General features: G+C 33.3%; 11 protein-coding genes. 8 read left to right on the plus strand and 3 right to left on the minus strand.

The window, feature by feature from the left end:
* The first annotated feature begins 45 nt into the window (after positions 1-45).
* Genes FJR48_RS09125 through FJR48_RS09140 form a run of 4 tightly spaced genes read left to right on the plus strand, consistent with a single transcriptional unit; the run spans position 46 to position 5818 of the window.
* A complete protein-coding gene (locus FJR48_RS09125) occupies positions 46-459 on the plus strand; it encodes a PAS domain-containing protein (RefSeq protein ID WP_152307828.1) in 414 nt (137 codons plus the stop codon).
* A gap of 18 nt (positions 460-477) precedes the next feature.
* Positions 478-2217 carry a hypothetical protein gene (locus FJR48_RS12345; RefSeq protein WP_241856047.1) on the plus strand — a complete coding sequence of 580 codons (1740 nt, stop codon included), beginning with the start codon at positions 478-480 and terminating at the stop codon, positions 2215-2217.
* 1 nt (position 2218) lies between these two features.
* Positions 2219-5431, plus strand: a complete 3213-nt coding sequence (locus tag FJR48_RS09135) for an ATP-binding protein (RefSeq protein ID WP_152307829.1) — start codon at positions 2219-2221, stop codon at positions 5429-5431.
* Positions 5432-5443: 12 nt separating this feature from the next.
* Positions 5444-5818, plus strand: a complete 375-nt coding sequence (locus FJR48_RS09140) for a response regulator (RefSeq protein WP_152307830.1) — start codon at positions 5444-5446, stop codon at positions 5816-5818.
* On the opposite strand, the gene FJR48_RS09145 is transcribed toward FJR48_RS09140, so the two are convergent.
* The 3 genes from FJR48_RS09145 to FJR48_RS09155 form a co-directional block, all read right to left on the minus strand.
* The gene (locus FJR48_RS09145) at positions 5815-6336 is read right to left on the minus strand and encodes a nitrous oxide reductase accessory protein NosL (RefSeq protein ID WP_152307831.1); all 522 of its coding nucleotides are present in this window, start codon (positions 6334-6336) and stop codon (positions 5815-5817) included. The genes FJR48_RS09140 and FJR48_RS09145 overlap by 4 nt on opposite strands.
* An 80-nt stretch (positions 6337-6416) precedes the next feature.
* Positions 6417-8834 (minus strand): endopeptidase La, encoded by a 2418-nt coding sequence (gene lon / locus FJR48_RS09150; protein WP_152307832.1) that lies wholly within the window; start codon positions 8832-8834, stop codon positions 6417-6419.
* A 10-nt stretch (positions 8835-8844) separates the two neighbouring features.
* Positions 8845-9582: an outer membrane protein assembly factor BamD gene (locus FJR48_RS09155; protein WP_152307833.1), complete on the minus strand. Its 738-nt coding sequence runs from the start codon at positions 9580-9582 to the stop codon at positions 8845-8847.
* A gap of 136 nt (positions 9583-9718) precedes the next feature.
* On the opposite strand from FJR48_RS09155, the gene fliW reads away from it, so the two are divergent.
* From fliW to FJR48_RS09175, 4 genes are all read left to right on the plus strand, one after another.
* Positions 9719-10096, plus strand: a complete 378-nt coding sequence (gene fliW / locus FJR48_RS09160) for a flagellar assembly protein FliW (protein WP_152307834.1) — start codon at positions 9719-9721, stop codon at positions 10094-10096.
* Between the two features lie 125 nt (positions 10097-10221).
* On the plus strand, positions 10222-14085 hold the full coding sequence (locus tag FJR48_RS09165; protein ID WP_152307835.1) for a Calx-beta domain-containing protein: 3864 nt from the start codon (positions 10222-10224) through the stop codon (positions 14083-14085).
* Positions 14079-14702 (plus strand): type II secretion system protein, encoded by a 624-nt coding sequence (locus FJR48_RS09170; RefSeq protein WP_152307836.1) that lies wholly within the window; start codon positions 14079-14081, stop codon positions 14700-14702. Before FJR48_RS09165 ends, FJR48_RS09170 begins: the two co-directional genes overlap by 7 nt.
* Positions 14699-15592 carry a type II secretion system protein gene (locus FJR48_RS09175; RefSeq protein WP_152307837.1) on the plus strand — a complete coding sequence of 298 codons (894 nt, stop codon included), beginning with the start codon at positions 14699-14701 and terminating at the stop codon, positions 15590-15592. The genes FJR48_RS09170 and FJR48_RS09175 overlap by 4 nt, the downstream gene beginning before the upstream one ends.
* Positions 15593-15648 lie beyond the last annotated feature (56 nt).

Below are 15648 nucleotides of genomic sequence, written 5' to 3' on the forward strand. Positions count from 1 at the left end.
ATTAAGAAAATTTAATTTTGTGAAAATTTATATAAGGTTTTAAGGATGAATCAAGTAACACCTATAGACGAAGAGTTTATTCACAATGGTAAGGCAATTATCTCTCAAACTGACTTGTCTGGGAAAATAATTTATGCAAATACTGCTTTTTATGAAGCTTCAGGTTATACGAGTGAACAAGTTATAGGTTCGACATATGAAATAATTCGACATCCAGATATGCCGAAAATAATTTTTGAAAAGTTATGGAACTCCATTAATGACGGTCAATCTTGGACAGGACTTATAAAAAACTTACGAAGCGACGGCAAATATTATTGGGATGATTTAAGTGTACTTCCAATAAAAGACAATAACGGAGAAATCATTAGTTATATATCCGTAGCACGTCAGGCTTCCAAAAAAAATATTCAAGAAAATGAAGCTCTTTACGCAAAAATGTTAACTTCTAAAAATTAAAGATCAAGGTAAAAAAATATGCTTATATACGATAATAAAAAACAGTTTATTGGAATAGATGAAGATAATTTAAAATCCTTAGGCTATTCAAACCTTGCATCGATGCAAGCCGAAGCTGCCGACTTTGCAGATTTATTTGTAAAAATTCCGGGACATATCCATAACTTTAAACACGTTCATTGGATAGATTTTATGCTATGTTCTACGGACAAAAGTTCATCAAAAGTTATTATTCATGCAAACGGAAAAAACTTTTCTTCGGTATTAGATATTAAGACCATCTATCTTACTTCTAATCCTACAAAACCGGCTTATAATATTAGTCTAAACAACCTTCGCTTTTTATCTGCAGGAGAGACTCAAGAGATATCCGGTGAATTACAAACAAGAGTAGCACCTGTTTCAACACCTTACGTAGCTGAAATTGAAAAAGAAGAAGATGAAGAAGTACAAACTCAAGAAATTTCAGAATCAGTTGAAGTTTTGGATGCAACTCCTAGTGTAGTAGAAAACGATATAATGGATATAGATATCGATGAGGACATAATACCTCAAAGTAAAGTTGAAGAAGACCCTTATGAACTTGAAGATGAATTTAATCTAGATGTTTTTGAACCAAGTTCTGAAGAATTGGAAAAAATCGGAGATGCAGAGCCTGAAGACAGACAAATTACCAGAGAAGATTTAGCCGAAAACCTTCATGAGCATATAATCTTAGATGATGACACGGAAGATATTAATATTGAAAGTGAAGAAGTTATCTCTTCAGCTCCGGCAGAGGTACAAAGTGATACTGAAGAAGAAGCAGAGAGTGACTATATTTTTGATATTCAGGAAACGGCAGATGCTTTAGAGATGGATATTGCAACAATTCAAGATTTTATTAATGACTTTATTATGCAAGCAAAAGAGTTTAAACCTAAACTATATGAAGCTGTAGATAATGACGATATGATTGAGTTAAAATCGTTATCTCACCAGTTAAAGGGTGTAGCGGCAAATTTAAGAATTCATGATGCACAAGAAATTTTAATACAAATAAATAAGGCTTCAGACTTTACTACCTCTATTGCAGATTTAAATAAGTTTTATAAAATTATTGCAAAATTAGCAGGTGAAGATATTGAGGATAAAAAACCTGAAACTAAACCTATAATAGAAAATAATATTGAAGACGAACCTCTTGAAATCGCCGATGTTGAAGACGAACCTCTTGAAATTGCCGATATTGAAGACGAACCTCTTGAAATCGCCGATGTTGAAGACGAACCTCTTGAAATTGCTGATATTGAAGACGAGCCTCTTGAAATCGCTGATGTTGAAGACGAGCCTCTTGAAATCGCCGATATTGACAACTTTGATATATTGGATGAAGAACAAGACGAGCTCATAGATACAAAAGAAAAAGAAAATATTTTAAATGAAATTGAAGATATAAAACCTACTCAACTATACGATAAAATGGTCGTAGCAAACGAAATTGGCTTAGATGAAGAGAGTTTTAACGAACTTTTTGACGATTATGCGAAAGCTAGTAAAGAATTAATTTCAGAGATTAAAGAAGCTATCGAATCAAACAAATCTCAAATATGGCAACATGCTGCCGTGAAGTTAAAAGGTATGTGTGACAATATGAGAGTAGATGCTTTTAAAACAGATATTGAAGCTCTAATAACAACTCAAAACAGTGATGATGCCAATAATATTGTTAATAATATCGAAGAAACTCTGTTTCAGATTTTAGAGTTAAAGGACTAATATGCAGTTTGGATTAAAAAATAGACTTAGACTAATATCTCTTTTTCCAATTTTAATTGTTTTTTCTTTTACGAGTTACTATGTTTATGATTCATACAAAGATTTAAATGCAGCAACTACACTAACAAACAAACTTTCTCAAAATAAACTTTTAAATAATCTTATCGGTAACATCTCCCGTGAACGCGGTATGACCGTAATGTACTTAGGTAGCTTTTCGCCTAATACTTTAAAATCGTTAAAAAAGCAAAGATTACTTGTTGATAGGGATTACAATACTTTTGTTTCTCAGGTAGCTAACGACAGCAGTTTACATGAACATAAAGACGGTTCTCCAAAAGGATGTGCTACTTGTACAGATATTAGTTACATTAAAGATGCATATAAATTAATCCGAAAAACAAGAGAGGAAGTTGATTCAAATAATGCAGATTTTAACTATGTTTATAAAAATATATACGGAACTGTTTTAAAAAACAGTATCCAAAAACTTGCAACAATCACAGCAAATCAAAACGATCAAACAATTAATGAATTATCAGGCGTTTATTTAGAAATCGTACATGCTAAAGAATACACGGCATCGGAAAGAGATCTTTTATCTCATGCGATTGCTCGTTCAACTGCGTTTGAAGAGGAAGAGTTTAACTACTGGTTATCGCTTATATCTAAAGCCGATTCATTTAAATACTATACCCTTCGCGATAATACGCTTATAGCAAGATTAGATACAATATTTAAAAACGAAGATACAAAAGAGTTATTTGAAGATATAAATATAGAAAGAACAGCAATTATTTCTACAGCCGGCAGCGGGCAATATGATATATCTTCCGGTATTTGGTTTACAATGCTATCGGAAAAAACAAATATTTTATCTAAAGCAGAAGAAACTATTTTAGAAGCTATGGATGACAGGGCACAAGAGATTAAAGATAGTGCTTTAGAGTTTTTAACTGCTACTATAACGACTTGGATAGTATCACTCTTATTGGCTATACTTGGTTTTATTCTATCAAATGAAATTTCTAGAAACATTAAAAACCTTGAACACGTACTTCAAAATGCAATTGATGAAGATGATGATACCGAAGCCTCTGAAATAGATCTTCAAACATCACAAGGTACTGAAAAAGCTTATAACCTGTTAGAGAAAATTATCGAAAGAACCAAACAAGATAAAATATTGGCACAAGAGGCAAGTGAAGCTAAATCTATGTTCTTAGCGAATATGTCTCATGAAATCCGTACACCGCTCAACGGTATCGTCGGTTTTACAGAACTCTTAAAAGATTCAGGGTTAAGTGATGAACAATCTGAATTTGTTGAGATTATTGAAAAGTCTTCTGAGAATTTACTTGAAATTATAAATAATATTCTAGACTTATCTAAAATCGAATCAAATAAAGTTGAGATTGAGGATATTGCATTTAACCCTATAGAAGAGTTTGAAAGTGCCGTCGAAGTTTACTCCGTTCGTGCCGCAGAAAAACAGATAGATCTTGCTTGTTATATTGATCCGGCACTAGAACAACCGGTTAAAGGTGATCCGACAAAAATTAAAGAAGTTATTATCAACCTTCTCTCAAATGCCGTTAAGTTTACGTCAAATTCCGGTGCTATTAATATTTTCATAACTAAAGAAGAATCTAAATATGAAGGTAAAACCAGAATTAGATTTGAAGTTAAAGACAGCGGTATAGGTGTTACAAGTGAGCAAAAAGCCAAAATTTTCGAAGCATTTTCTCAAGCAGATACTTCTATTACCAGAAAATACGGTGGTACAGGTCTTGGTTTAACTATTTCATTTAGATTTATTGAATTAATGGGTGGTCAACTAGATCTACATTCAGAACCTGGAGAAGGTACTACATTCTTCTTTACTATTGAACTTGAAGAGATAGAGACACTAAACGATTCATCTGAAGGCGGTTTTTCAAATCTTAAAGCATTAGTCCTTAAAAATGACCATAAATCAAAACAACAAGATGAAAATTTAATTAAATATCTTGACTATTTTGGAGTAGCACATAACGTTTTTTATAATATTGACGAGGTTAAAAATAAACAAGACTATGACTTTTTATTTGTAGATTATACATATACCTCAGATGATGAACTAATCCGTTTTGGCGAACTAAATCCATCGCTTATTTTAATGACGAAATCATCATTTATGAAAAAAGTAGAATCAATCGGTGCAAATATATCTAAAACTTTATACGAACCGCTTAACGTATCTAAAGTAAAACTAGCTTTAGAGAGTTATGATGCGAGTATAATAGAAAAGAAAAAAACTAAAAAAGCAAATCGCAAAAAATTTGCAGAAGGAAGCAATAGATTTAATGCAAATGTTTTAATTGCAGAAGATAATATCATTAACCAAAAACTTATCAAAAAGACATTAGAAGATTTAGGTCTAAATGTTACCATTGCAAATAACGGTTTAGAGGCATTTGCTAAACGTAAAGACGGTAAATTTGATTTGATTTTTATGGATATTCAAATGCCTTTCTTAGACGGTACAGAAGCTACTGCCGAGATTTTAGAATATGAAAAAACTGCAGGTGAGAAACATATTCCTATCGTAGCACTTACGGCTAATGCACTAAAAGGTGACCGTGAACGTTTCCTGGCAGCAGGATTGGATGAATATACCACAAAACCTCTTGTACGTTCGGAAATAATCAATATTTTAAATCACTTTTTAGCTGACTTTATCGTAGAGGTTAAGGAGCAAGAAGTTAAAGCAACACAGAAAAGTGTTCCAAAAGAAAAGGAAATTTTAGAAGAAAAAGAAGTTATTGCAGAAGATAAAGAAACTCAAAAAACAAATGATTCCTCTGCGTATAAAGCAGATATATTATTGGCTAAAAAGAGTGAGTTTGAAACTAAACTTTACACAAAAATATTTTACTCTTTAGGCTATAGTTACAGTTACGTAAATTCAATGGAAGATTTAAAAGATGCTATTAGAAAAGATAGCTATAAACTTATAATGTACGATAAAGAACTAAAAGACGTAGCCCCTAAAGTAATTCAAGATGAAATTAAAGTCTCAAATAACAAAACCGGCTTAAACACTAAAGTAGTTCTTATAAACGACCCCTCAATTTTGGAAAATGATTCCGATAGAGAATATGTAGATGATGTTATCAAAAATGTAATAAATAAAGATCTACTAAGATTAATTTTTGAAAAATTTATTAAATAAAGGAAAAAATAGATGTCAAAACAAATAAATGTATTAGCAGTTGACGATGATATGATCAATCTTAAGCTTTTAAAATCTATGCTTATGAAAACCGGAGATGTTGCGGAGGTTATTGAAGCCGGAAACGGTTCAGATGCAATAGGTATTTTAAAATCCCGTAATGATATAGATTTAATACTTTTAGATATTATCATGCCTGTAATGAACGGTATAGAGATGCTAAAAGTCGTACGTGCAGATGAAAACCTAAAACAGCTTCCTATTATTGTTTTAACTACAGATGAGACAAAAAAAGGTGAAGCTTTGGAGTATGGAGCAAACGGCTTTTTAATGAAGCCAATCCGTGCGGATCAGCTTAAAACAAAAATTGAGACTGTAATCGTCTAATGACGGTTATAGTGTTCAAAATCTTCTTTTGCCTTTGCTAGAGCAGAGTTAAAATCCATAATTTCACCGCCGTTTTGTACTTTAAACTCTTCTGCATCTTGCTTTTTTGAAAAGGCATATTTACTTACACGAGTCATAGTACCGCGTACTTTGCTACCTACTACATAAACAGCATCAGCTACAGAAATTAATTTTAAAGATTTAACATCTACGACTTTAGGATTTTTAAGATTGATACCGTCACCTAAATGATCTTCTAAACAATGAATTGAGCAGTATTGGTAATGTGTATTACCGTCTTCACTCTCTGCAGCATGACTTGTTTTGTAAAACTTAACCAAATCCATACCGCATCTAAGACAATATTGTTTATCTTTACCTTGTTGAACGAGAGTAGCTTCTTCTTTAGAAACACTCTGAAACATCTTATGCATATTTTTCGTGTGTGCAGGTTTTGTATCACTACATCCGCTTAGTAAAACTATGGATGCTATTATAGGATATATTATTTTATTCATATTTTTCCTTTTTTGACAGTTTTGTGACAATAATATAGTGAATAATATCAACACTTTGTTAAAAAAGTATTAATTTTATTCTAAACCAACACTTCTTCTAAAACTTCTTCTATACGACTTACAGAAATAATATCTAAAGAATCTCTAACCTCTTTTGGAATATCTTCTAAATCTCTCTCATAATTTTTTGCGGGAATCAATACTTTACTCATATTTGCTTTATGCGCAGCTATCAGTTTTTCTTTTAAGCCTCCGATTGGCAGTACATCACCTGTTAAAGAAACCTCACCTGTCATAGCAATCTCCGAACGGATTTTTTTAGAACTTAGTATAGAAGCAATGACACTACACATAGCTATACCTGCACTCGGACCGTCCTTTGGAGTAGCACCGTCAGGCACATGGACATGAAGATCATAACGTTTATAAACCTCGCTTGCAGGTACTTTAACTTTATCTTCTTGTTCTTTAAAAGTTTTAGGTACGTTACTAGATTCTATTTTTAATTTATTAGTATCAATCAAGGTTTTTACAACGCTAAAAGCTATACGTGCAGATTCTTTCATAACATCGCCTAAGCTTCCCGTAAGCGTCAATCCTCCTTTACCTTTTATACGAATAGATTCTATTTTTAATACATCTCCGCCCACGGCCGTCCAAGCTAAACCGTTTACAACACCTACTACCGGTTTTTTAGTTGTTTTTTCTATCTCAAAAACCGTTTTTTCAAAATAATCTTTTAAATTTTTAACACTTAGAGATACTTTTTTTAACTCCGGCTTTTCTAAAATTTCGCGAGCGACTTTTCTTGACATCTCAGCCAAACGACGACGCAGGTTTCTAACACCTGCTTCACGAGTATAAGAGTGTATCAACTCTTTTAGTGCAGGTTTTGAGATGCTGAGTTCGCTTTTTTTAAGACCGTGTTTTTTTAACTCTTGGGGTATTAAATATCTGCTTGCAATCTCAAACTTTTCTTGAGGCGTATATGAACTTATGGTAATAAATTCCATTCTATCTCTTAAAGGTGCGGGAATACTACCTACATCATTAGCCGTAGCTATGAAAATAACTTTACGCAAATCTATATTAAAGTTTAGATAATAATCACGAAACTCTTTATTTTGCTCAGGGTCAAGTATCTCTAAAAGTGCTGCCGTAGGATCTCCTCTTAGTGAACGAGACACCTTGTCTATCTCATCAAGTACTATTACAGGGTTCATTTTTTTAGCATCTATTAAACCTTGTGTTATGCGTCCGGGCATTGCTCCGACATACGTACGTCTGTGCCCGCGAAGCTCATTTACGTCTTCCAAACCGCCAAGAGCTATACGAACAAGTGGTCTCTTTAATGCTTCTGCAATTGAATTTGCAAGTGAAGTTTTACCTACACCCGGAGGTCCGCTAAAACATAAAATAGCCCCTGCATCAGAATCGTTTTTAATACCGCGAAGCTCCATTAATTCTTTAACTGCAAAGTATTCAACTATACGCTCTTTTGGTTTTTTAAGGGAAAAGTGGTCTTTATTTAGCTGTTCACTTACATCATGAACTTTTAAGGCTTTTTTAGCCTCTTCGCCAAACGGTATTTCCAACACCCACTCTAAATATGTTTGGGTCATAGAAGCATCTGAAGAGTCAGGATGCATACGAGAAAATCTATCTATTTGTTTTTTAATCTCTTTGTATGCATCTTGATCCATTTTTGATTTTTTGGCTTCAAGTTTATTTCTATACTCTTCTATTTCCTCTTCTCTTTGAGTATCAGTACCCAACTCTTTTTGAATCTGCTTTAACTGCTCTTTTAAGAAATACTCTTTATTTACTTTTTCTATCTTCGTATGAACTTTGCTTTTTATCTCTTTTTGAAGTTTGTTGGCTTCTATCTCTTCTATAAGGTAGTCCACAAGATGCATATATCTTTTTTCGGTATCTACCTCAACGAAAATTTTATATGCTTGTTCTTTTTTTAGTTTAACGCTTGAGCAAATTAAATCAATAATTCTGTTATGGTCGTGATTTTCTTCAATAGTTCTAAGTAAATCAGGCGGAAAATAGTTACTTACACCCGATAATATTCTTACTTTTTCACGGACAATTTCCAAAAAAGCATCAAGTTTAGGAGAGTCGTTATTTATAGGTTCTAACACATTTACATGTGCGATATGTGGTTTACTAGATACCTCATAGATAGTTTTAGCACGAGCCAAACCTTGAAACAATACTTTAACACGTCCATCAGGTAAAGAGACTTTACGCATGATTGAGCCTATAACACCTGCTTCATAAAGTGAATCATGCTTTCTCTCCCCATCATGCCCGGGTTTGGTTGAGCATACTATTACAAGCGAACTCTCTTCAATAGCTTTTGTTGCAGCTTCTATATTATTTTCATCACTCAAAAAAAGCGGAGATATCATAAACGGATATAAAAAAAGTTCATCTTCTGCTATTACCGGTATATCTGCTGGGAATTCTCCATAGTTACTTAAATTCATATTTAAATCCTTATTTTTCTTCACTATCTTCAACATTTGAATTACGAGATACTACACTCTTGGTATCGGGAATTAAAAATCCGTACCAACTCTCACCGCCGTCACCTTCAAACCATGATCTGTACCAAGGAGTGCGGGCACGTTCGATTTCATCCCAATTTATCCATGGCTGAGGCTTTAACTCTCTGTAAAATTTTGCACTTTCGTATTTATCTACTCTGTCGTATAAACCTGCTATAGACTCATTTAAAGATGCTTCACCCATATAAAGTCTTGTAAGCATAGTATCCACTACATGATAATACATTGAGTTTGGATAGTTTTGTTTAAACTTCTTACCTTCAATAATAGCATCTTTTATAAGCGCCTGATCACGTCTTGGATGCGGCAATGCCATATATTTAGCTTTTATTTTCATAAACTGTGCCGTTTCTTTTTCATTTGCGTTGGCATAACGTTTTGTGTATTCATTTAAAAAATGCTCACTTAAAAGATACTCTTCATTTTCCATATGCACGATTGCTAAAATCATCGTTGCTTCTACCAAAAGCGGAGAACCGATGTGCTCCCCTTGAAGCGATGCATAGTAATCATCAGCTCTTTCATAGTTTGAACTTGCGATTGACTCAATTATCTTTGAGTACCAATAGATTGCAGGCTTGTTGTATTCTTCTATCTCTTTTGAGCATCCACCGAGTAAAAATATCGATATCAAAAGAGTAGATAAGATTTTTAATTTATAATTCATTATTTTTTTATATTCCTATATTTAAATAGTTTTGTATTTTATCCAAAAGATATATAACATAAATTAAACTAGGTACAATTTATGCTTTTAGTGCTACAATAATAAAATTAATCGTAAAAAATATGAGGTTTAATATATGAAATTTGAAATAGCTGTACCACTTTTAGGGTTTGAGGGTGTAAAAGAGGTTACTTTAGAAAAAATTGACGATATATTCATGAAGATGCAAGCTGTAGATGACAAGTACTTGTCTTTTACACTAATAGATCCTTTTGTGCTTCGTGAATATGATTTTGAAGTACCTACAAATATTCAAAAAATACTAGAAGTTGATGAAAGTTCTAATATTTTAACGCTAAATATTGTTCTAATTCAAAACCCTATAGAAGACTCAGTCATTAACTTTATAGGTCCGATAGTATTTAACACCGACAATAAAAAAGCTGCTCAAATAATTCTCTCAGATGACTCAAAATACGGCATCGCAGAAAAGATATCTAATTATTTAAAATAATAGATATCTTTTATACTAACTTTAACGAACAAGTTTCAACTCAAATAATTAAGCAAAAGCTAAGTAGATTTAACTGATAATATAAGGTTATTTTGGTATAACTACGACATCCTAGGAGTCTAATAATGAATACTTTTAACATAAAGTTGTTTCTTTTTTCAATCATTTTCTTTTTTTCTTTTGTCAATCTTAATGCTGCACCAACATATGATTGTACATCACCAGAACTTGTTGCAAATATAGACGCTACTACAATGGATGCTAATGCATCCTATAGTGAGAATTCTACTGCTTCAGAAGGCTACACCAGATATTTTAAATTTAATACAGATGTTAATGGAGTTTTATCGTTTAATATAGAAAAAAATTCTCTAAAACAGATTATTAATATTGGTACAAGCTGTGGAGGTAATGAAATATACGGAGGTGATAGCAATGATCTAGATTATACTGGTTCAATGGCAGTAACATCAGGTACAGATTATTATATTATGGTCGAAGAACAAAATCCGGGACAAACCCTTGACTTTATACTAAATCTTGAATTTATAACTCCTGCCACAATAGGTTTTGAAAATGCCTTATATGAAATACTTGAAGAAGTTAACTCACCTGATGGTTCTAGTAAATTATTACCAATAAAAATAATCCTTTCAAAACCTATATTTCAAGATGTTAGTATAAACTACACTACTAGAGACGGTAGTGCAATCGGTAATATTGACTATATTCCATATACAAATCAAACTGTTACAATTACAGCTGGAACAACTGAAGCTACTTTTACTATTCCAATTATACATGACGTACCTATTGAATTTGACGAAAACTTCTACATAGATTTAAGTTCAATATCTGTTACAGACGGTTCAGTAGAGATGGGAACAAATAGTTCAACAGAAGTAATAATTCTTGAACAAGTCAATATACCTACATGTTATGAAGATGATTTTGAAACAGAACTAGATGAATATTGGCGTACATTATACAGTAGTGGCGGTTTTACACCACAAATCGTTGATGGAAGACTAAGACTGACAAGCGGTGAAAAAAATCTTGCAACTGCAGTTACAAAAGACTATGAGTTTAAATCTAGCGAAAACATGATTATAGTTGAATTTGAACAATATGCTTATGGCGGTTGTGGGAGTAGTCATGATGGTCTTGGGACATATGGTGCAGACGGTATAGTTGCCGTTCTTTATGATTCGGCAGTAGGAGCTTCTCCTCAACCTGGGGCCTTCGGTGGTTCTATGGGGTATGCTCAAAATGATTCAAACGATGGTTTTGAAGGTGGATGGTTGGGTCTTGGTATAGATGAGTACGGTAACTTTGGAAACTGTAACGAGAGTAGAGAAGGTGGACTAGTAGGTACTTCATGTGATTCCAATACTCCATTTAATGCACAAAGCTATACTAACTATGTGACTATACGCGGTGATGGAAGCGGTAGAGATGGTTATGAGTATTTAGCTTCTTCAGCTCAACTTAATCCGAGGGTTGCCGTTAAAAATACTAACACAGCAGAACCGAAACACAAATACAGGTTTACTGCAGATGCAAGAGATCCTGTTCATCTTTATATAACTCTAGAAAGAGATATAAACGATGGAAACGGATATCAAGTAATTATAAATAAGTTTGATGCAAAAGCTGGTGCAAACGGACAAAGTACAACCCCTGAATATGTTCGTTTTGCATTTACATCAGGAACAGGTGGAGGATGTAATAACCATGAGATAGATGAACTTAAAGTTCAAGGTATCTGTCGTGCATATGACCCAAATCCACCTGAAGTGAGTGCGACCAATGCAGATATAGTAAATGATTTTACAACTATTTCTGATTATAATGCCGGGACAAAGTTTATAACTACAAAAGTTTCAAATAAAACAGAAACTATCACCGGCGTATATTTAGATACTTCCGGTGATGCTTCTGCTTACTCTTCAATTGATAGCAATTTAAAATTCAGGATAATTCCTTATATTTCTGATTCAACTTGTTCAACTAAAAATGTATTGTATGACACAGACGGTAACCCTACCGTTATTAGTATAAATAACGGTCAAGTTACTTCAGATATAGATGTAGTTATGCCATCATATGCAAATAAAGATACTAGATTTTATATAACATCGCTCGATTTTAGTAAAATGTATATAAGTGCAAGTGCTGAAGCAAATGCAACAATTGCAACATGTATGCTTAATTCTTCTACAACCGGTAACTTACAAGGACTAGGTCAATGTGTAAATGATTCTAACCAATATAGACTTTCTTTTGGTCAAGAAGCATATGACAGATGTTTTGCCAGTAACGGTTCTCCCTGTGATTCAAATAATGGGGGAAGAAGTTGTGGACAAGAACAAGGCACAGGTCAAGTTTTAACCCAAGAAGAGATAGAAGCCTGTGGATATAACCCTTTATATGGTAGCGACTACGGATGTCTAATGTGTACACTTGACTCCGGAGATGCTGATTGTTCAAGTGACAATTTTGCCATTAGACCTGACAGATTTGATATTACAATCAGTGATCCAAATACACCGGCTCATGTACCTGACTTAATGCGTTCAGGTTCAACATACAACACAACTGTAAAAGCTTATGATTATGATTCATCAGGACATACAGATATTCAAACATCAAACTATAACCAAACTAAATCTAATCTAACACTTGGAGATTCTGTAGTAAATTCAGCCGATGGTACAGCTACAACACTTAGCGGTTCTGCAAGTATCTCCAGTGAATCTGTTTTTAATATATTAAACGGTATCTCTACTGACGGTACAGACAATAATGTTGTTGGAATGGAATTTGACGATGTCGGAAAAGTAACGCTTATTCTTAAGGATAAAAACTGGGCAAAAGTTGACTTAGAAGACAATCGCTCTGTTAATGATCCATCTGCATCTTTATATAACAACTGTAACGAAGACGGTTCTTATATTTGTGGAGATTTAAATGTAACTTTTATTCCACACCATTTTAAAATACAAGATTTGAATGTGTCAAATAATAATGGATTAACAAGTACTTTTACATACTTATCAAATATAGATGATACAAACATTTCAACTTTTGATATGGGTGCTAGAGTGCAAGTACTTGTAGTTGCACAAAACGAAAACAACGGTACTACTCTTAACTTTACAACTGGTGCACCATACTATGAAAATCCTGTTGGACTAAATATTTCTATAGCTGACCTATTACATAATGATGCGAATACAACCAGCATTCCAAATGCTAAACTTGGATTTATTGCAGGTAAATATACTGTTGCTTGGAATGAAAACAACACATCTAAAATGCTTAGATTTAATTTCCCTAGAGAGGTAAATAATGCTATAAATCCTTTTAGAGTTTTGGCAGCTGACTTAAACATTAGTGCTGATTCATATTACACCCAAATTTCACCATCATCTGATGCAAATATTACAGGAGAAGACATAGGTACAGGTAATGGTAATGCTACATTTATATATGGAAGAACTAATACTCCAAGAAGAATAATTACAGGTGATATTGGAAATACATTTATATACTTTGAATCTTATTGTAACGGCGTTGACAGTTTTGGTGTTAACTGTAACAAAAGTTTATTACCTAACGGTGTTGATTCAAATTCAACAAATGATCCTAGATGGTATGTAAACGCTTTACACACACCAAGTGACGGGATTGTCGGTACTGTCTCACAAAAAAATACAAATAAAGTCGATATTACAGGTATTATTGCAGGAACACCGACACAAGTTGGCTTAGATTATGATGAAAGTAGTGGATACAGTTATAAAGCTACTATGGAAAATAATGCATCCCGTTGGTTAATATATAACAAATTCGATGCAAATGATGATAAAAATGAATTTGAAGTTGAGTTTGTTAAAAGTAGTCAAGACTGGGGTGGTGTTGACGATGCAAACTCAACATCGCAAACAAGCGGTGCAAGCAAAACAAATAGGAGAATTATGTGGTAGTACCTTACACAAAACGTTTTGCTTTTTCTATGATTGAACTTATATTTGCAATCGTCATCATAGGTATAACAGTAGCATCAGTCCCTATAATGACAAATGCTGTAGGAGAAGGGGTAAAAAACAATCTTGTTCAAGAAGCGATTTTTGCTGCATCGGCTGAGATAAACCAAGTGTTGTCTTACAGATGGGATGAAAATTCTATAAATGAAGCTGTGGATGTAAATGCTACAGGTTTAGCAAAAGTTATCAACATTGCTGTAGATTGTAATGCTTCAACTAAATTAAGACCGGGTCATATAAACCAAGCTCTTCACAGAAGATGCTTGGATGACACTACAACCGGTATATCTGCTTTTGGTTCAGATGCGGGAGATTTAGACGACATTGATGATAATATAGTCACAAATGAAGATTTATTTATTAATGATACATCATCAGATGCGTATAAAAATGAATATAAATACGATGTTAACGTAACTGCTTCAAATATAAACGGCCTATACGCAAAAAGAGTAACCGTAACTATATATAATACTTCTGGAGATACAATTACTAGTTTAAATTCTTATACTTTTAATATAGGAGAAGTAGATTACTATAAGAGGCTACATCAATGACTAAAAAATCAGCTTTTTCAATGTTAGAACTCATCTTTGTTATTGTTATCATTGGAATACTCGGCAAGTTTGGTGTTGAATTGTTAGCACAATCTTATCAAAATTTTTTACATACAAAAATAAACAACAAACTCCAAGACCAGAGTTCAATAGCGGTAGAGTTCATTGCAAAACGTTTATCTTACCGTATACCTGATTCTGTAATAGCTAAAGAAGATGATAATACTACTTTTGTAGGTATACAAAGTATTGACCCAAATAGAAACTACCGTACTTTAGAGTGGGTCCAAAGAGATATAGATGGATGGCGTGGGAACACGAGACCTTTTTGGAGCGGTATAGCTGATTTAAACAATTCTGTAGCTGCAGGTGCTGCAATTGATACACCTGAAACTAATACTACGGAAATTAATAACTTAATACAAATCCTATCTGATACTAATAGCACGATAAACGATGCAGCCATATACTTTATAGGTTCTAATAATGATGTAAATAGTAGTTACGGTTGGCAAGGTGCAGCCGTAGCCGGTGTAGGTGCAGCTATGCATCGTATTACTGCTTTTGCACAAAATAGTCTTAATAGTAACTTTGCCGGTGTAGATATTTATGAATACTATCAGCTTTCTTGGACTGCTAATGCCGTAGCTATTGAGGATGACGGTAAAGGAAATGGTACTTATAACTTAGTTTTTTACTATGATTACCAACCTTGGAATGGCGAAAGATATACAGACAATGTCGCTAAAAAAAGTACTATTATGGAAAATGTAGCAACTTTTCAGTTTCGAGCAGTTGGTTCTATGATAAAGATTCAGGTATGTGTTAAAAGCGACTTAATAAATAATGCTGAAGGATATGCACTATGCAAAGAAAAAACCGTGTTTTAGTGCCCCTAAAATCTTCTATAAGGAACATTTTTAAAAGAAAAATGTTTACTGAAAGA

Source organism: Sulfurimonas lithotrophica, from assembly GCF_009258225.1.
In the GTDB taxonomy this organism is placed as follows: domain Bacteria; phylum Campylobacterota; class Campylobacteria; order Campylobacterales; family Sulfurimonadaceae; genus Sulfurimonas; species Sulfurimonas lithotrophica.